The 16709-nt window shown below is 69.7% G+C and carries 20 protein-coding genes; 14 read left to right on the top strand and 6 right to left on the bottom strand.

The window, feature by feature from the left end; all coding sequences use genetic code 11:
• The first annotated feature begins 226 nt into the window (after positions 1–226).
• The 5 genes from HNR22_RS11395 (at position 227) to HNR22_RS11375 (ending at position 2435) form a co-directional block, all read left to right on the top strand.
• Positions 227–502 carry a hypothetical protein gene (locus HNR22_RS11395; RefSeq protein ID WP_179780342.1) on the top strand — a complete coding sequence of 92 codons (276 nt, stop codon included), beginning with the start codon at positions 227–229 and terminating at the stop codon, positions 500–502.
• Complete coding sequence (locus HNR22_RS11390; protein WP_179780341.1) at positions 499–768, top strand: hypothetical protein; 270 nt, start codon at positions 499–501, stop codon at positions 766–768. The genes HNR22_RS11395 and HNR22_RS11390 overlap by 4 nt, the downstream gene beginning before the upstream one ends.
• Positions 769–952: 184 nt before the next feature.
• Entirely contained in the window at positions 953–1309 is a 357-nt protein-coding gene (locus HNR22_RS11385) for a hypothetical protein (RefSeq protein WP_179780340.1), read from the top strand.
• Entirely contained in the window at positions 1306–1755 is a 450-nt protein-coding gene (locus HNR22_RS11380) for a MerR family transcriptional regulator (protein WP_179780339.1), read from the top strand. Before HNR22_RS11385 ends, HNR22_RS11380 begins: the two co-directional genes overlap by 4 nt.
• Before the next feature lie 182 nt (positions 1756–1937).
• Complete coding sequence (locus HNR22_RS11375; RefSeq protein ID WP_179780338.1) at positions 1938–2435, top strand: GNAT family N-acetyltransferase; 498 nt, start codon at positions 1938–1940, stop codon at positions 2433–2435.
• 72 nt (positions 2436–2507) lie between these two features.
• Here HNR22_RS11375 and HNR22_RS11370 read toward each other — a convergent pair whose 3' ends face one another.
• From HNR22_RS11370 to HNR22_RS11360, 3 genes are all read right to left on the bottom strand, one after another.
• A complete protein-coding gene (locus HNR22_RS11370) occupies positions 2508–5147 on the bottom strand; it encodes a TIM-barrel domain-containing protein (RefSeq protein ID WP_343059783.1) in 2640 nt (879 codons plus the stop codon).
• A gap of 391 nt (positions 5148–5538) precedes the next feature.
• On the bottom strand, positions 5539–6453 hold the full coding sequence (locus tag HNR22_RS11365) for an expansin EXLX1 family cellulose-binding protein (RefSeq protein WP_179780336.1): 915 nt from the start codon (positions 6451–6453) through the stop codon (positions 5539–5541).
• A gap of 114 nt (positions 6454–6567) precedes the next feature.
• Complete coding sequence (locus HNR22_RS11360; protein ID WP_179780335.1) at positions 6568–7167, bottom strand: TetR/AcrR family transcriptional regulator; 600 nt, start codon at positions 7165–7167, stop codon at positions 6568–6570.
• Positions 7168–7289: 122 nt separating this feature from the next.
• Between HNR22_RS11360 and HNR22_RS11355 the strand changes: the two genes are divergently transcribed.
• From HNR22_RS11355 to HNR22_RS11345, 3 genes are all read left to right on the top strand, one after another.
• Positions 7290–8126 (top strand): SDR family oxidoreductase, encoded by an 837-nt coding sequence (locus HNR22_RS11355; RefSeq protein WP_179780334.1) that lies wholly within the window; start codon positions 7290–7292, stop codon positions 8124–8126.
• Between the two features lie 115 nt (positions 8127–8241).
• Complete coding sequence (locus HNR22_RS11350; protein WP_179780333.1) at positions 8242–9465, top strand: epoxide hydrolase family protein; 1224 nt, start codon at positions 8242–8244, stop codon at positions 9463–9465.
• Positions 9466–10407: a redoxin family protein gene (locus HNR22_RS11345; RefSeq protein ID WP_179780332.1), complete on the top strand. Its 942-nt coding sequence runs from the start codon at positions 9466–9468 to the stop codon at positions 10405–10407.
• Here HNR22_RS11345 and HNR22_RS11340 read toward each other — a convergent pair.
• Positions 10394–11278 carry a transglutaminase-like domain-containing protein gene (locus HNR22_RS11340; RefSeq protein ID WP_179780331.1) on the bottom strand — a complete coding sequence of 295 codons (885 nt, stop codon included), beginning with the start codon at positions 11276–11278 and terminating at the stop codon, positions 10394–10396. The genes HNR22_RS11345 and HNR22_RS11340 overlap by 14 nt on opposite strands.
• Positions 11279–11344: 66 nt before the next feature.
• Between HNR22_RS11340 and HNR22_RS11335 the strand changes: the two genes are divergently transcribed.
• A complete protein-coding gene (locus HNR22_RS11335; RefSeq protein ID WP_179780330.1) occupies positions 11345–11908 on the top strand; it encodes a GNAT family N-acetyltransferase in 564 nt (187 codons plus the stop codon).
• 49 nt (positions 11909–11957) lie between these two features.
• On the opposite strand, the gene HNR22_RS11330 is transcribed toward HNR22_RS11335, so the two are convergent.
• On the bottom strand, positions 11958–12548 hold the full coding sequence (locus tag HNR22_RS11330) for a GrpB family protein (protein ID WP_179780329.1): 591 nt from the start codon (positions 12546–12548) through the stop codon (positions 11958–11960).
• Positions 12549–12691: 143 nt separating this feature from the next.
• On the opposite strand from HNR22_RS11330, the gene HNR22_RS11325 reads away from it, so the two are divergent.
• From HNR22_RS11325 to HNR22_RS11315, 3 genes are read left to right on the top strand one after another with little or no spacing between them, the layout of a single operon-like run.
• A complete protein-coding gene (locus HNR22_RS11325; protein WP_179780328.1) occupies positions 12692–13564 on the top strand; it encodes a GyrI-like domain-containing protein in 873 nt (290 codons plus the stop codon).
• A gap of 20 nt (positions 13565–13584) precedes the next feature.
• The gene (locus tag HNR22_RS11320) at positions 13585–13917 is read left to right on the top strand and encodes a PadR family transcriptional regulator (RefSeq protein WP_179780327.1); all 333 of its coding nucleotides are present in this window, start codon (positions 13585–13587) and stop codon (positions 13915–13917) included.
• The gene (locus HNR22_RS11315) at positions 13911–14852 is read left to right on the top strand and encodes a hypothetical protein (protein ID WP_218906337.1); all 942 of its coding nucleotides are present in this window, start codon (positions 13911–13913) and stop codon (positions 14850–14852) included. The genes HNR22_RS11320 and HNR22_RS11315 overlap by 7 nt, the downstream gene beginning before the upstream one ends.
• A gap of 3 nt (positions 14853–14855) precedes the next feature.
• On the opposite strand, the gene HNR22_RS11310 is transcribed toward HNR22_RS11315, so the two are convergent.
• On the bottom strand, positions 14856–15353 hold the full coding sequence (locus HNR22_RS11310; protein WP_179780326.1) for an NUDIX hydrolase: 498 nt from the start codon (positions 15351–15353) through the stop codon (positions 14856–14858).
• Between the two features lie 176 nt (positions 15354–15529).
• On the opposite strand from HNR22_RS11310, the gene HNR22_RS11305 reads away from it, so the two are divergent.
• Together HNR22_RS11305 and HNR22_RS11300 are read left to right on the top strand one after the other, a co-directional pair.
• Positions 15530–15733, top strand: a complete 204-nt coding sequence (locus tag HNR22_RS11305) for a hypothetical protein (protein WP_088949509.1) — start codon at positions 15530–15532, stop codon at positions 15731–15733.
• Between the two features lie 82 nt (positions 15734–15815).
• Entirely contained in the window at positions 15816–16652 is an 837-nt protein-coding gene (locus HNR22_RS11300; protein WP_179780325.1) for a histone, read from the top strand.
• Positions 16653–16709 lie beyond the last annotated feature (57 nt).

The following is a 16709-nucleotide window of genomic DNA, read 5'->3' as shown; positions in this document are numbered from 1 at the left end:
GCGGGGCCGCTCCCGACGGGCGAGCACTCACGGGAGCGGCCCCTTCCCATAGGCCCCAAGGGGAGACCGTGCCCGACAACAAGCCCGAGAAGCCCAAGCCCGCGAACCCGGAGGCGCCAAAGGTTCCCTACGGCCCGTGGTCGCCCGAGGCGGTCAGTCCCCACGTCCGGCGTTCGGGCGCGAACCGCGCTGTCGCGTACCCCTGGGGGTTGCTTTGATCGGGACGATGAAGGCCGGCGATGTGGTCCTTCTGGCCACGGCCGCGAGCGTGCAGTTCCTGCGCCCGATCTTCGTGCGCGTCATCCGTGAGTTGCCCGAGCGGCACACGTACGACGGCTGGGTGTGGATTGAGGGTTACGAGCTGAACGCCGCCGGCGATGCGGTGGCGCGACGAGAGCTGTACGTGATGCGTCGGGGCGTGCGGTTCCAGGCCCAGCCCACCGCTCCGACGAAGGCCACGAAGCGTCGGCCCGTCCGCCGGGGTCCGGCGAGGGTCGGATGACCTCCCGCCCCCGCCCGCACCTGCCGATGCGCCCGGCGTGGCTGTGCCGCAACTGCGCCGCGCCCTGGCCGTGTGGCCCGGCTCGGCTGGATCTCGCGGCCGAGTTCCACGGTCATTCGATCGCCCTGGCGTTCTACCTGGCCGCGTCGATGCACGAGGCGATCGACGACGTACACGGTCTGGGTCTGCGTCCGAACCTGCCGGCGATGCACGCGCGGTTCCTCGGGTGGTTGTCCCTGGCGCGACGGCCCCGCCGGTCCGGTTGAGCCTGAGGTCCCGTGCCGCTTCAGTCACCGAAGTGGCGCCATGCAACGGCGGTTGTCGGCTACGGCGTCATGACCGGTCAGGCGATGCAGACGGTGAAGTAGGCGGGCGCGTACTGAGGGATTTCAACCCAGCGAGGCGTCGGGCTTGCATCTGATACCTGGGTACAGGCTTACCGTCGAGAGTATGAGTGATCGCCACATCACGACGGACGACGCCTGGGTGCCGGAGGCCTGCACGCTCCCGACGGCTGAACGGCCGCTGCGGCTCGCCGAGTTTGATCAGTTCTTCACCGATGCGGTGCGGGGCCTCGACCGGCTGTCGGCGCAGCACCTGCGGTTGCGGCTTGATGGTGATGCGCAGGTCGAGGAGATGGCGCGGGACCTCACGGCCCGTGAGTCGTCCTGCTGCTCGTTCTTCACGTTCGGCCTCTCCCGGTCGGGCCCCGACTCGCTCTCGCTGGACGTCCGGGTGCCGGCGGCCCACGTCGACGTGCTCGACGCCCTCGCCGAGCGTGCCGTGTCTCTGCGAGATCAGGGGTGACCGGGTCGGGCCTGCGCAGCGGTCAGCTGGCCGACGCGGCAGGAGTCAACCAGCAGACGCTGCGCTACTACGAGCGCCGGGGTCTGCTCGACTCGCCGCAGCGGTCGCCGGGCGGGCACCGGCTCTACCCGGCCGAGGCGGTCACCCTGCTGCGAGTCATCAAGACCGCACAACGGCTGGGCTTCACCCTCAACGAGGTTGCCGACCTGCTCGACGCCGGCCGGCACCAGCACAGGGGCCGATCCGACAGCGGCCTCCAGGCGCGTGCCAGGGAGAAGCTCGTCGAGGTCGAGCAGAGGCTGGCGGACCTGACCGTCATCCGCGACACCCTGCGGGACGCTATCTCGGCCGGTTGTGACGACCTGGTCGCCTGCGCCGAAAGCTCCCGCTGCCCCCTGCCCTTCACCGAAATGGTGGAGAGGAACGGTCGTGCCGACACCTGCTGAGTCGGTACCCGGGGATGCCACGCCGAGGCGAGTTGGATTGGCGGCAAGCCGCGCCGGGATGAACTGGCGGGGCGGCCGCAGTCACCGTCGGGAGCGCCGCTCGAACCACCCGCGATGACACTCCTTGCCGCCTCCTGCCGGCCACGGCCAAGGCTCAAGGTGGCGTCGACCGTAGGATCGAGATGATGCAGGAGACACGGCTGAGGGTTCGGCCAGCAAGTCTGGCGGACGTCCCTTCATTGGTGGAGTTGCGCTTGGCCAACGCCGAGGCGCACCTCGCTCTTGACGCCGGCACATACCGCATTCCGCAGCGCGAGGCGGTGGTTCGCCACTTCGCGGTCATGCTGGCCGACCAAGCGGATCGAGACGGGGTTCTCGTCGCTGAGACTGATGATGGCCGGGTCGTCGGGATGGTTGAGGTCTTACTTCAATCTGATCCGCCGGAGCATCAGATCCTGTGTCCTCAGCCCTCGGCGCAGGTGCACACGGTTGTGCTGCCCGACGCCAGGGGACTTGGGGTGGGATCAGTTTTGTTGCAGGCGGCCGAACGGTGGGCAACCAGCCGGGGGATCTCGTACCTGTCGGCCGGCATCTACCACCGCAACGTCGATGCAGTGCGCTTCTACAGCCGGCACGGCTATACCGACGCCGGTCTCTCCCTGGGCAAGAGCGTGGATTAGCGCCTGCATCCGCCCACCGGCCGGGTGGGTTGCCCCACCCGGCCGGTGTCCGGATCCCTGCAAAAACAGGTTCTAGTGCTTCTTGAACACCGGCATGGTGTCCAGCGTGGTGGTGATGTTCTGCGTGGTGCCGCCCCGGTACGTCTTCCCGGTGAAGATGTCGGTCCAGCTGTTGCCCGGCGGGAACCACACCGACGTCGTGGCGGTGTTGCCCGGCGTCGTCACCGGTGCCACCAGGTAGTCCGGGCCGTAGAGGTACTGGGATCCGGCGGTGGCGTACGCGGCCTGCTCATTCGGGTACGCCAGGTACATCGAGCGGACGATGGGCGTACCCGTGCGGGTGGCCTCCTTGGCGGCGGCGTAGGTGTACGGCTGCAGTTCCTTCCGCAGGTTCAGGAACTTCTTGGCCGACGCGTTCGCCGCTGGGCCGTACTGCCAGGGCAGCCGGTCGCTGTGGTTGGAGTGCAGCCGGTCGATCGGCTGGAACGTGCCGAACTGGACCCACCGGGCGTAGAGGTCGTCGGGCAGTTTCGTGCTGCCCGGTTCGCTGCCCGGCTCCTGGAGGCCGCCGGTGTGCCCGCCGATGTCGTGGCTGACCGCGGCCAGCCCGGTCGCGGCCGACTCGCCCGGTGTGTAGCCGACCTCCATCTGCAGGGTCTGCCAGTCGGAGGTGGTGTCGCCGGTGAAGTGCAGCGTGGTGCGCTTGTCGGCCCACGGCCCGGTCGACACCGGCGTCGGGCTGCCGTAGCCGCCGGCCTGCAACGAGCCGTACGCCCGGGAGAAGGCGAAGCCGGTCTTGTCGGCGTACTGCTGGTTGATCCACGCGTCCGCGGTCACCCCGGCGAGCGAGGACTTCGTGTTGTCGCAGCACCAGTCCAGCCACCAGAAGTCCGGGCCCTTGCTGCCCTTCGGCAGCATCCCGTCGTGGAGCTGCATGTACGCCTTGAGCTGGTCCGGGTCGCCGAAGTCGAACGCGTAGCAGTCGGGACCGCCGTTGCAGCCGACGCGCTGGAGCTTGCCCTTCGCGGTGGCCTGCGCCTGCGCGAACTTCGGGTCCGAGCCGAGGATGCTCGGGTGGATGTTGATGCCGGTGTGCAGGCCCTGCTTCTTCGCCCAGTCGAAGAACGCCTTCGGGTCGGGGATCCGGGTGGGGTCGATGCTCCAGCCGTTCCACTTGTCCGGCGCCTTGATGTCGGTGTCGAGGACGAGCACATCCAGCGGCACACCCTCGGCCTTCGCCCGGGCCACCAGGTCCTGGAACTCGGTCGCGGTGCGGTCGTAGTACTCGGAGTACCACACCCCGTACGCCCACTTGGGCAGCAGCTTCGTGGGTCCGGTCAGGGTCGCCAGGTCCTTCAGAGCGCGGGTGAAGTCCTGCCCGTAGGCGAAGACGTAGCCGTCCTGCTCGGGGGCGGGCCGGGGCTTGGTGTTGCTGAGGGCCGAGGCCGAGTCGTCGAGCAGGTACCAGCCGTCCTGGTAGAGCAGGCCCGGAGCGGTGAGCGCGGTGCCGGACACGCCGTCCAGGCCCCGGCGATAGCCGCCGAGCGGCGCGTGTGGGGCGAGCAGTGGGGAACCCTTGCTCGTCACGGCGACCGTGTCCACATTGACGTTGCAGCTGGCGTCCGTGGGGCATCCCAGCGTCACGGTGTTGGTGCCGCGGTCGAGGTGGACCGGTACGGAAACGGTGTTCCAGTAGTCCCATCCGCTGGTCGGCGGAAGGGTCGCCGTGACCGGCGCAGCCGTTTCCGCCGTGACCGATACGGTGCGCGCCTGGCTTGGCTGGGAGCCGGCCTGGCCGTTGGCGTAGCGGATCTGCACCTGGTAGTCACCTGCGGAGGGCACATCCGTCACGGTGAGTGCCACGGCGGCGGTAGTGCTTTCCAGGCCGGCCAGGAATCCCGTACCGGAAGCGCCGTTGTGGTCGTTCGCGGGCTTCGCGCCGCCGGTCAGCGCGCCTGTCTCGGCCTCTGCCAGCGTGCCGAACCGCATTGGCTGCGGCTCGGGCGCGGCCGGCGCCGGGAACGGATCACCCGGGTTGACCACTGCGAGGCTGTCGACGTTCACATTGCCGGAGTCGTTGGGACCCCGCACCACGCTGATCTCGTGCCGGCCCGCGGTGAGGTCGACCGGCACGCTGGCCAGGCCCCAGGTGTCCCAGTTCGTGGTGGGCGGCAGCGTCAGTGTGCGGCCGGCGTCGCCGTCGACCTGGACCGTCAGGGTGCGGGCCACGTTCTGGCCGTCGCCGCCGGTGCTGTTGGCGTAGCGGACGGTGAGCTGCTTCGTGCCGCTCGCTGGAGCGTCGAGCGCGAACGTGGCCGAGTCGCCGGACGAGGCGAAACCGGCCGCGAAGCCGCGTCCGGTGTATCCCTGGTGGTCGGTGGCCACGCCGGGACCATTCAGTTGCAGCGATTCGGCCTCGCAGAGTGCGCCGAGGACGCAGGCCGGAGCGGTGTGACCGGCCCAGGGGCGGCCCTGCACGACCTGCTTGCCGGTCTTGAGCTGCACGGTGAGGTTGTCGGCGGTGAAAGCGCCCGAGCCGACCTGGTAACGCAACGTCATCGCGCCGGTGTCGATGGTGAGCCAGCCGTGATCGACGCGCTTGGTGAAACGCGTACGGGAGAAGTCATCGCGCCCGATGGCGTTGAACGTGGCGGCGTCGGTGAACCTGCCGTCCTTTTGGTACTCGGTGCGGATCAGCGTCGGGGACAGCACTTCGAAACGTGCGTCGCCCGACCGGACGGCCCCGTCTTGCGCGCGGTGACGGCTGGCCTGGGCCGGCGCGGACGGGGCGAGTGTCAGCCCGGTGATGAGAATGCCGGCTGCTGCGGCTGCTGTCGCGCTGCGGCGGCGTGAACTCCGATAGAGCAAGTTGCGCTCCTCGTCTCATATGGAGGAAATGAGTCGATGACAACGCTGTCACTCGCTCAAAACGCGTGTCAACGGGCCGCGGAGGGTGTCCCTTCTCTCTTTCATCGGCGGCGTACCTGCTGGCGTCGACGCAGGAGGGCGATCGCCGACGTGTACGGCCCGGGCCTGTGCCCGGATCTGCCCACGATGTGCGCCAGGTTCCCCGGGTGGGTCAGCGCCCCTGAACAAGGCCGGGTCAGCAGCGAGGGGCGTTGAGCGGGGCGGCACCGGCGAGCGCCTCGACGGTCGCCGTTGGTGCGACCGATTCGGACGGGGTCGGCGAGGGCGCGATGCTGGGGGACGGGGGAGCCGACGGTGAACTGCTGGGCGGCGTGGGCGAGGCGAGTGTGGCCGTGCTGCGTTGGACCTGCTTCGTGATCATCCGGATGGTGGTGGCGGTCGCCTGGCGTCCGTACACGTCGGTGACCCTGATGTTGTAGGGCCCGGGGCCGAGCCCGCCCTCGACGGTCCAGTAGTTGTCGCTCTGGCGGGTCGCCTTGCGGAAGCCGCCGCCCGGCCCCTGTGCCTCGACCGAGCGGAGTGGGTTGCCGTGGTTGCCGACCTGCACCGCGAACCAGTACCGCGAGGCGCCGCCCTTCATCCGGAAGGTGAGGCCTCCGTCGAGCGGCGGGTTCACCACCGCCCGGTACGTCACCTGCGCGATGCCCTGCGCCCGGTCGGCAATCTTGGCGTACGCCTCGTCGGAGAGGTCGATCTTGCCGGAACCGCACCCGCCGCACTGGTCCATGACCATGACCCGGACGGTGCCCTTCGGGCCGGTCACGTCCAGGTAGCTGCCGCAGGCCGCGGACCCGGAGTACGCCGACGAGCCGAGGGCCACGTAGAGCCGGTCCGCGGGTGGGCCGGGGAAGGAGCAGTTGCCGCCCGAGCGGCCGGCGTCGTAGAAGCTGGCCTTTGCCTTGTGGACGGTGTTTCCGGTCGGTGGCGCGGCGCACGCCGGGGTGGCACCACCGCGTACGGCGAGTGTGATGCCGAGCACGGCGGCCAGGGCGGTGACCCCGGCGCCGGCCAACCAGTGTCTGACCCGCCGACGCGACCCGAGTGTGCCGACCGGGGTGTCGTTGTTGGGGGCCGAGTCCGGTGCCGTCACGGCGCCTGATGTTGCCGCACCAGCTCGCGGCGGTGCAACTAGATCCACTCGGCTTTCAGGAAGGCGGGGTGTCGTGTGGCCCGGGATGGACCGGTTTCAAGAAAGACGAGTGGATCAAGCCGGCCGGCGGGGGCGCAACCCGTTGAGGGCGGTGGTGACGACGAGGTCGGCGTACTCGGCGGTGAGCGGTCCGCTGCGTTGCAGCCATCGGCTGAACAACGGTCCCCAGATCAGGTCCACCGCCACGTCGAGGTCGATGTCGTCGGCGAGTTGCCCGGCCTGTTGGGCGCTGCGCAGGCGCTGCCGTTTGGCCTCCTTCAACGGCCCGTCCAGACGTTCGGCGTAGGCCGCCGCCAGCTCAGGGTCGAGCGCGATCTCGGTGGCCAGGGCGCGCATCGGTTGCTCGTACCGGGGATCGTTCATCTCCTCGACCGTGGCGCGGAGCACCAGGGTCAGGTCGGCGGCCAGGTCGCCGGTGTCCGGCAAGGTCGGCGGCCCACCCTCGGTGGCCTCGCTGAGCATGAGGAACGCGTCGAAGATGACCGCGCCCTTGGACGGCCACCAGCGGTAGATGGTCTGTTTGCCGACGCCGGCGCGCGCAGCGATGCCCTCGATGCTGACCTTCGCGTACCCGATCTCCTGGAGCAGGTCGAAGGCCGCGGTGAGGATGGCGCGCCGGGAGGTCTCTCTCCGGCGGGCCGTGTTGGGGGTCATGGGGCACCACGATATCAGCAACGAGACGAACCGTCTCGTCTTGACGGGCGGGCCGGCGTGGCCTAATCTCTCCTCTATGACGAGACGGACCGTCTCGTCTCGCTAAGGGATGGAGCTCCGACATGCGCACCTGGTTCATCACCGGCGCCAGCCGCGGCTTGGGCCGTGCCTTCACCGACGCCGCGCTCGAGCGTGGGGACCGGGTGGTCGCCGCCGCCCGGACCATCACCCGGGACGGCTTCGACGAGCGCCACGGCGACCGGCTGCTGGCCCTGACCCTCGACGTGACCGACCGGGCTGCGGTCTTCGCCGCCGTGGCCACCGCCGTCGAGCACTTCGGACGGCTCGACATCGTCGTCAACAACGCCGGGACTCTGTCCATGGGAATGGTCGAAGAGTTCACCGAGGCGGAGGCGCGAGCCCAGTTCGAGGTCAACCTCTTCGGCGCGCTGTGGGTCAGTCAGGCGGTGCTGCCGCATCTGCGCGCCCAACGGTCCGGCCACATCGTGCAGGTGTCCAGCATCGCCGCGTTGGGTGGCTTTCCGAGCACCGGCATGTACAGCGCGAGCAAATTCGCCCTGGAAGGCATGAGTGAGGCGTTGGCAATGGAGGCGGCGGCCTTCGACGTCAAGCTCAGCATCGTGCAGCCGGGCGGTTACTGGACCGATCTCTACACCAGTTTGAGCGCCACCACCCCGATGGAGGCGTACGCGCCGCTGCGCGCCGAACTGGAGCGACAGTGGGCGGAAGGATCGATCGACAGCGAACCCCGGCTGGCCGCAGAGGCGTTGCTGCGCCTGGTCGACAGCGACGACCCGCCGCTGCGGCTCCTGCTCGGGAGCATGGTGTACGACCTGGCGTTCGACCTCTCCCGCCGGCGGATGGACACCTGGGCGGGCTGGGAGCAGGTCAGCCGGGCCGCCGAGCACGCCGTCGCAGGTCCCACTTCGGCCCGGTGACCGCTGACAGGACTTCTCCCCATGGTCGTGCCTGAATGCCGTCAACCTGGGAATAACGCGATCCGCCCCCGCCCACTCCTCGCGAGGCGCAAACCCAGACGGAGAGGAAGCACGCATGGCTGTCAAGACCATGACGCGACCCGGCACCACGGAAATCCGTCCGTTCAAGGTGGAAATCCCCGAGTCGGAACTCAAGGCCATGCGTGCGCGCATCGCCGCCACGCGCTGGCCGGAAAAGGAAACCGTGCCGGATCAGTCGCAGGGCGTGCAGCTTGCGACGATGCAGGCGCTCGCGCGTTACTGGGAGAAAGAGTACGACTGGCGTAAGGTCGAGGCGAGGCTGAACGCCCTGCCGCAGTTCATGACTGAGATCGACGGCCTCGACATCCATTTCATCCACATCCGTTCGAAGCATGAGGACGCCCTGCCGCTGATCATCACGCACGGGTGGCCCGGCTCAGTAATCGAGCAGATGAAGATCATCGACCCGCTCACCAATCCCACGGCACATGGTGCGAGTGCCTCGGATGCCTTCCATCTGGTGATCCCGTCGATGCCCGGCTACGGCTTCTCGGGGAAGCCGAGCATGCCCGGCTGGGACCCGCAACACATCGCAACCGCCTGGATCGAGTTGATGAAGCGCCTCGGCTACGCGCGGTTCGTCGCGCAGGGTGGCGACTGGGGAGCGCTCATCACGGAGCTGATGGGTGTGCAGGCGCCTCCGGAACTCATCGGCATTCACACCAACATGCCGGGCGTGTATCCGCCCGACATCGATGCGATGCTCCAGTCCGGTATCACCGGTGCGAACAATCCGCTCGCGTCGCTTCCATCCACTCTCTCGGAGGATGAGAAGCGCGCGTGTGAGCAGGCGGACTTCTTCTGGAAGCATTCCAGCTACGCCCTTGAGATGGGCCGCGCGCAGACGCTGACCGGGTTGGCGGACTCGCCCGTCGCCTTGGCGACCTACATGCTCGACCATGACGCCGCCAGCCTGAAGCTCATTTCCGAGTCCGTTGCGGGCCAGCCCCGAGGCATCACGCCGGAGGACCTGCTCGACAACATCTCGCTTTACTGGCTGACGAACACCGGGGTTTCCTCGGCTCGTTTGTACGCGGAGAACCAGCTCTCCTTCTTCGCGGCCAAGGGCGTAACCATCCCGGTCGCCGTGAGCGTGTTCCCCGACGAGCTCTACCAGGCTCCGAGGAGTTGGGCAGAGCAGGCATATCCCAACCTGATCCACTACAACAGGCTGGACAAGGGCGGGCACTTCGCGGCCTGGGAACAGCCGCAACTCTTCTCCGAAGAGATGCGCACCGCCTTCCGGTCGCTTCGCTAGATGGCCGTGCACCTGCCCCCGCTGAACGGGGCGGCCGAGTGGCTCAACTCCGAGCCACTCGGCCCCGCCGACCTGCGCGGACGCGTCGTCCTGGTCAACTTCTGGACGCTGACCTGCATCAACTGGCTGCGCCAGGAGCCGTACGTGCGTGCCTGGTCGCAGGCCTACCGCGACGACGGGCTGATCGTCGTCGGAGTGCACACGCCGGAGTTCTCGTTCGAGCACGACGTCGACGAGGTGCGGCGGGCGGTCGCGGCGCGATCGATCGACTACCCGGTGGCGGTCGACAACGACTACGCGATCTGGCGCGCCTTCGGCAACCAGTACTGGCCGGCGCTGTACTTCGTCGACACCGACGGGGTCATCCGCGACGAGCACTTCGGTGAGGGGCGCTACGAGCAGTCCGAGCGGGTTCTCCAGCAACTGCTCGGCATCGAGCGCGACCCCGTACCCGTGCAGGGTCTCGGCCCGGAGGCGGAGGCCGACTGGGGCGAGCTGCGGACGCCCGAGACGTACCTCGGATTCAGTCGCGGCGAACACTTCGCGTCGCCGAACGGCCCCGCGCTCGACGAACGCCGCGCCTACGAGCTGCCGGCGAGCCTGGGCCTCAACCAGTGGGCACTGGCGGGCGAGTGGACGATCGGGTCGGAGAGCGTCGTGGCCGATCGGGCCGGCGGGAGCATCGCCTTCCGGTTCCACGCCCGCGACGCGCATCTCGTGCTGGCCCTCGGGACGGGACGGTCGATCCCGTTCCGGGTGCTCCTCGACGGCGAAGCTCCCGGCCCGTCACACGGCGTCGACGTGGACGAGGCCGGCAACGGCGTGCTCCAGGACGGCCGGCTCTACCAGCTCGTCCGCCAGGACGGCGCGGTCCGGGAGCGGACCTTGGAGATCACGTTCGGTGAGCCTGGCGCCCAGGCGTACGCCTTCACGTTCGGCTGAGGCGCAGATCGACAGTGCTCACCGTGTTGGAGACCGGTGAAAAGCTCTGCACCTGAGCGCCGGGACGCAGGCGGCTGTCGGTCGCGTACCGGTCGGCGAGCGCCTTCTCCGCGCCCTCGTCGCCGTCGTCGGCGGCGAGCAGCAGGGCGGCGATCTCGTCGGCGAGCGTGAGGTCGGCGTCGGCGAGGTCCTCGGTCATCGCGCCGAAGCTGTCCCACAGCAACAGCTCGTCCTTCTGCCGGTGAGCGAGCTCCTGGATGACGTAGTCGTGGATGAACCAGGCGCCGCGGATCGGCGATTCCGGTGCCACGCCGTAGACGTCGGGGTCGATCGCCCCGGCCCGGTAGGCCGACCACACCCGTGCGGCCGAGTCGAAGAGCCCTGCCGTCGGGTCGATGTCGTAGCCGTCGAACCGCCAGTCGCCGGCTGGGTCGATCTCCGGGTCTGCCCAGACCCATCGTTCGCCGTTCCAGTACTCCAGCAGCACGTGATCGTGGTGCCAGCCGGGCGTGAAGTAGGAGGCGAACCCGACCCGGCTGCGGCTGGGAATGCCGTGTTGGCGGAGCACCGCCACCGACAGCAACGTGTGGTCCCGGCAGCAGCCGGCCACCCGGTCGACGGCCGGGCGCTCAGCGGTGAGTGGCAGGAGAGAGCGGGACTGGTCCGTGTCCAGGATGCGGTCCACCCAGCGACAGTTCACCTCGTCCAGCCGATCGTCGGGCAGCTCTACGCCGCCGGCCCGGTAGTGGACGATCACGTTGCGGGCGGTCGCCGCCACGGTGGGGATGTCGGTCGCCACGGCGTCGAGAAGCCCGCCGTGCCGACCGGGGTCGCTGTAGGGGGAGTGGTTCCGGTAGTCATCGAGGTCCATGGGGCCAGTCTCCGGTCCGCCACCGTGTCAGGGTCAAGGCGCTTTTTCCGGATAGGGTCGACTGCTGTGACAGCGCCCGAGATCACCATCGCCACCCCAGCGGACCGTCGAGCAGTGGTCGACACGCTGGTCGCCGCGTTCGTCAAGGATCCCGTCCTGCGGCACCTGTTCCCCGACGAGGAGACCTATCCGCGCTACGCCGCCACCTTCTTCGGCAACCTCTTCGACAAGCGGGTGCACCGGTCGTCGATCTGGACGATCGGTGGGGGAGCGTCGGTCGCCATCTGGGAGCCACCGGCGGCCGGCCACGAGACGTCGGCCGAGGTGCGATACCCCGCTGACGTGCAGGCTCGGGTCCAGAGCTACGACGAGGCCGTGCACGCAGCCCTGCCCGAGTTCCCGTTCTGGTACCTCGGCGTCCTGGGCACCCACCCCGACAGCGCCGGACGCGGTTGGGGCCGCGCCGTCATGCGGGCCGGGCTGGAGCGCGCCGCCGCCGACGGTCTGCCGGCGATCCTGGAAACCAGCAAACCGGCCAACGTCGAGCTGTACCGCCGCGCCGGCTGGGAGGTGGTGGGCTCCCTGTCGGAGCCCGTGCCCACCTGGGTCATGCAGCAGTCGCCGCGGTGAGAGCCCCCGATCCGGCCACCTCGGCGCGGTCCCGGACCGCCGACCAGCCTCAGGCGGCGAAGATGCGCGCGTAGATCTCGTCGATGACGTCGTTCTTCGCCAGGCTGTAGTCGCGGGGCCGGTGCGCGGTGTCCCGCGCGAGGCGTCGCTTGGTCGCGGCGTAGAGCTCCCGGTCGTGTGGATGCGAACGCAGCCAGTCGCGGAAGAGTCGGTGCCGGACGGGTTCGGGCGCGCCCTGCGGCCAGACGTGCAGGTTGACGTCCTCGGCGGCGCTGAGCAGCATCCGGTGCCCGTGCCACCAGGGCTCCCGTAGGACGAGCCGGTAACCGAGCCGTTCCAGGGCGGAGAGATAGCCGGACTCCTCGTCGGCGTCCTCGATGACCAGGTCGATGTCGATGACGGGTTTGGCCGCGAGCCCCGGCACCGCCGTGGACCCGACGTGTTCCACCGCGATGATCAGAGCGCCCAGCGCCTCGGTCAGCGACGACCGGACGGCGGTGAACCGCTGCGCCCAGGCCGGGTCGTACTCCTCGATGACGACGGACTCCCACGTCCGTGGCGGGTCGCCCACCAGACCGGCGTCGACCTGTTCGGGGGTGCCGTGGAAGCGCTGCACGACGTCCTGCGGATACTCGGCCACGTCAACCTCCTGAAGAAGCAAAGTCCGCCAGGCTACGACACGACGACCGGTGCGGCCGCACCCGACCGATGCGGGCATCGGATGTCGGGTGGGCCACCGACCCCGCGACCTAGCGTCAGTGCTCGAAAGGGAAGGAGGCCCGGGTGCTGGATCGGCTCAACGAGGCGATGGCGTACATCGAGCGGCACCTCGACCAGAAGATCGAGGTGGCCGAGCTGGCGCGGATCGCGCTGACGTCGGAGTACCACTTCCGGCGGCTGTTCTCCGCACTGGCCGGGATGCCGCTGTCGGAGTACATCCGACGGCGTCGGCTCACCGTCGCCGGGGCGGACGTGCTGGCGGGGGAGCGGACGTTGCTCGACGTCGCGGTGCACTACGGCTACGGGTCCGCTGAGGCGTTCGCGCGGGCGTTCCACGCCGTGCACGGCGTGGGGCCCGGAGAGGCTCGGCGTACGGGGGCAGCGTTGCGTGCCCAGCCCCGGATGTCCTTCCGACTCACCGTCGAAGGGAGCGGCAGCATGGAGTACCGAATCGTCAGCAAGGACGCGTTCGCGCTGGTGGGGCGCAAGGCCCGGGTCCCGCTGGTGCACGAGGGGATGAACCCGGCGATCGTCGCGTTCATCCGGAGCATCGACAAGGAGACGACCGCACGGATCGAGGCGCTCTCCGATCAGGAGCCGACCGGGATCGTCAACGTCAGCGACAACCTCGCCGACAGCCGGGAGGAGGGCACCGAGCTGGACTACTGGCACGGTGTGGTGACCGGTGCCGTGCCACCGGAGGACCTGGACGCGCTGCCGGTGCGGGCCGGGACGTGGGCGGTGTTCACCACCTCCGGAGCCTTCCCGCAGGCGGTGCAGCACCTGTGGCGCGACGTGTTCACCCAGTGGTTTCCGTCCAACCCGTACCGCAGCCGACCCGGACCGGAGATCTCCCGGGTGCGGGTCTCCGCGGACGGCACCCAGGCCGACGCCGAGCTGTGGATTCCCGTCGAACGGGTACCCACCCCTATGTAGAGTTCCGATACAGTGGTCGGATGCGGATCACCATCCCGGTGGTGAAGGTGCTCGCGGCGCTGCTCGCCGAACCCGACGAGCAGCGCTACGGGCTGGACCTGATGCGATTGACCGGCCTGCCCAGCGGCACCCTCTACCCGGTGCTGCACCGGCTCACCGAGGCCGGCTGGCTGGACGCCGACTGGGAGGCGATCGACCCCGTCGCGGCCGGCCGGCCGGCCCGCCGTTACTACCGACTCACCGCGATCGGGGTGACGCAGGCCCGTCAGGCGCTCGCCGAGCTGCGCGCCGCGATCCCCGACGGCCGTCCACCGTGGGGCGGCACCGAGCCGACCGGGGCCCCGGCATGGTGAGCCGACGGGTCGCCGCGTTGCTGTTGGAGATGGCCGCCCGCCGCTGGCCCGTCGACGTCCGGGACGACCTGCGCCGCGAATGGGCCGCCGAGGTGCACGTGCTCGCCGAGAGCGGCCATCGGACGAAGATGCTCGGCTTCGCCGCGAGCCTCGCGGTGAGCCGGGCCGGCACGCCGGTGGTCGACCGCAGCGTGCTGCACCGGCGGGCCCGCCGCACGGCAGCCGCGCTGCTGTTGTCCCCGATCGCCTGCGCCCTGATCGTGCTCGCCAGCGCGGTGCTGATGAACGTGGCCCTCGAATGGGCCGGGCTGCCGCCTCAGGTGCAACTGCCGCTCTGGTCGGTGTTGACGACCGGATCGGCAGTCCTCCTCGCGGTGCGCGCCGCACGCTGGGCACGGCACACCGCGCTCGGCGGTCCGCTGCGAATCGCGCTCGGGGTGGTGCTCCCCATCGGTGCGGTCATGGCCCTGGCCGGGTACACCCTCGCTCCCGACAACATGCCCGGCACCGTGCCCGGCCTGCTGTTCTGGTTGGCCGGCCTGACCCTGGTCCTCTGGGCCGCGGCGACCCTCGTCGCGCGCGGCCGGGCCCGGGCCGCCTGGTGGCTGGGCATCCTCGGCGCGCTCGTCGTCGCCGACCTCGCCGTGATCCTGCTCGTCGTCGACAACATCCCCGGCTCCGGCCCTCTGATCGAGGGCACGGCCGAGGACTCCGTCGACCGGATCTCGGCACCGCTGTGGCTCTTCTCCTGCCTGACCGACTGGAACTTCGGCCTGCCCCGGCCGACCCGCTGGGAGATCTTCCTGATCACCGACGAGGTGCTGGTGGAGCCGATGTTCTACCTGGCCTGCTCGCCCTACGCCCTCGCGTACACCATCCGGGCGGCCCGGTCGGCCCCCGCCGAGCCGGTCGTCCTCGCGGCGACCCCGGTGTGAACCTCAGTCCGGTACGTCGTCCCACGTCATGCCCGGCTCCAGGTAACCGGCCACCTGGTTCTCCCGCAGCGCGTACGCGAGGACCAGCAGGGCGTGCTTGTCCAACTCGGGCAGCCGGTCCACCGAGAACCACCCGACGGCCAGCGACTCGTCGTCGTTGACCCGGGCGGTGCCGGACACCACCCGGCAGAGGAAGCTCAGGTTCAGGTATTCGCACTGGTCCCCGTTGGGGTACGTGTGCGGGTGCGACACGGCGCTGGACATCCGCACCGGCGCGACGTCCAGACCCGTCTCCTCCCGCACCTCACGGACCAGCGCGGTGGCCGGCTGTTCGCCCGGCTCGACGAACCCGCTGATCACCGACCAGCGCCCGTCGTCGGAACGCTGGCCCAACAGCAGCTCACCGGCGTCGTTGCGGACCACCGCGCTGACGCTGGGCAGCCAGAGCAGTTCGTGGCCGACGTGCTTGCGCATCCCCACGATGTAGTCCGGTGTCCCCATCCGGCGATCATAGGCGCGACCCCACAGCGAGGCTCACCTGCGCATCTTCTGGTGTTCCAGTCCCACGCGTTTCGCCATTCCGGCCCGACGAACCCCATGCATATCTACTGTGGAGAGGGTCGGCGACTTGTGCGATCCGGTGGCGGCCTGCCGGTTCGCGGTGCACAGTGATTCCCATGAGCGACAGCGAACGTGGTGGGCAGTTCTACTGGTGCACCCGGCATCACCGGGTCGAGACGGACGCCGACGTGTGTCCGGCGAAGCACGTTCTCGGCCCGTACAACTCGGCGGCCGACGCGGAGAACGCCCTGCAACGCGTGCAGGAGCGGAACGAGGCGTGGGATGCCGAGGACGCTCGTTGGGCCGGGGAGAACAAGTAGGCGGCGCGGGACGGCCCGCGCCGAGGCATTTCGTGCTCCGCGAGGACGCACGCGAGAGCACGTCCCCAAGGAGGGAACCACGATGGCCGAAGCACAGCAGGCCACCACCCGCCCGGCCGCCCGACGCACCACCGCGAAGAAGACCGCCGCGGCGGAGCGCAACACGGCCGCGAGCCGGACCACCCCCGTCCGCAAGTCCACAGCGGGTGCGAAGGCGGCCAAGGCCCCGGCGAGGAAGGCCGCCGGCGGCGCGGGACGTGCCCCGGCGAAGAAGACCACCACGGCGGCCACGAAGGCTCCCGCGAAGAAGACCACGACCAAGGCCACCACGGCCAAGAAGGCCCCCGCGAAGAAGACCACCACCCGCTCGACGACTGTCGCGGCGAAGAAGGCCCCGGCGTCCGCGACGCGCAAGACCACCGCCGCCGCGAAGAAGACGACGGGTACGGCGAAGAAGACCACGGGCACGGCGAAGAAGACCACCAGCGCCGCGAAGAAGACCGTGAGCGCCGCGAAGAAGACCACCACCTCGGCGGCGAAGAAGACCACCGCCGCGGCGAAGGCGCCGGCGCGTAAGACCGCGACCAAGGCGTCCGCCGTCAAGAAGACAGCGGCGAAGAGGACGGCGGCGACGAAGACGGCCGCCAAGAAGGCGCCGGCGAAGAAGACCGCGTCGACCGGTCCCAGCGGCGGTGCTCGCAAGGCCCCGGCGAAGAAGGCCCCGGCCGCGAAGGCGACGGGCACCTCGTCGACCACCGCGCGCAAGGCGGCGGCCAAGAAGGCCCCGGCGAAGAAGACCGTCGCGGCCAAGGCCCCGGCCCGCAAGGTGACCGCCCGCAAGTCACCGGCCCGCCCCGCCGCCGCCCGCGCCACCGCGCCCCGGAGCCCGCGCAGCGCTGCCCGGAAGGCGACCGGCTGAGCGCAGCTCGACCCGGCTCGCCCGGGGAGAGATATCTCGGCCGGTCACCGGAAGCGG

This window comes from Micromonospora jinlongensis (genome assembly GCF_013410645.1).
Taxonomy (GTDB): domain Bacteria; phylum Actinomycetota; class Actinomycetes; order Mycobacteriales; family Micromonosporaceae; genus Micromonospora; species Micromonospora zamorensis.
Note: the sequence above shows the minus strand (reverse complement) of the source record. Positions and strands in the feature narration are given on the sequence as shown.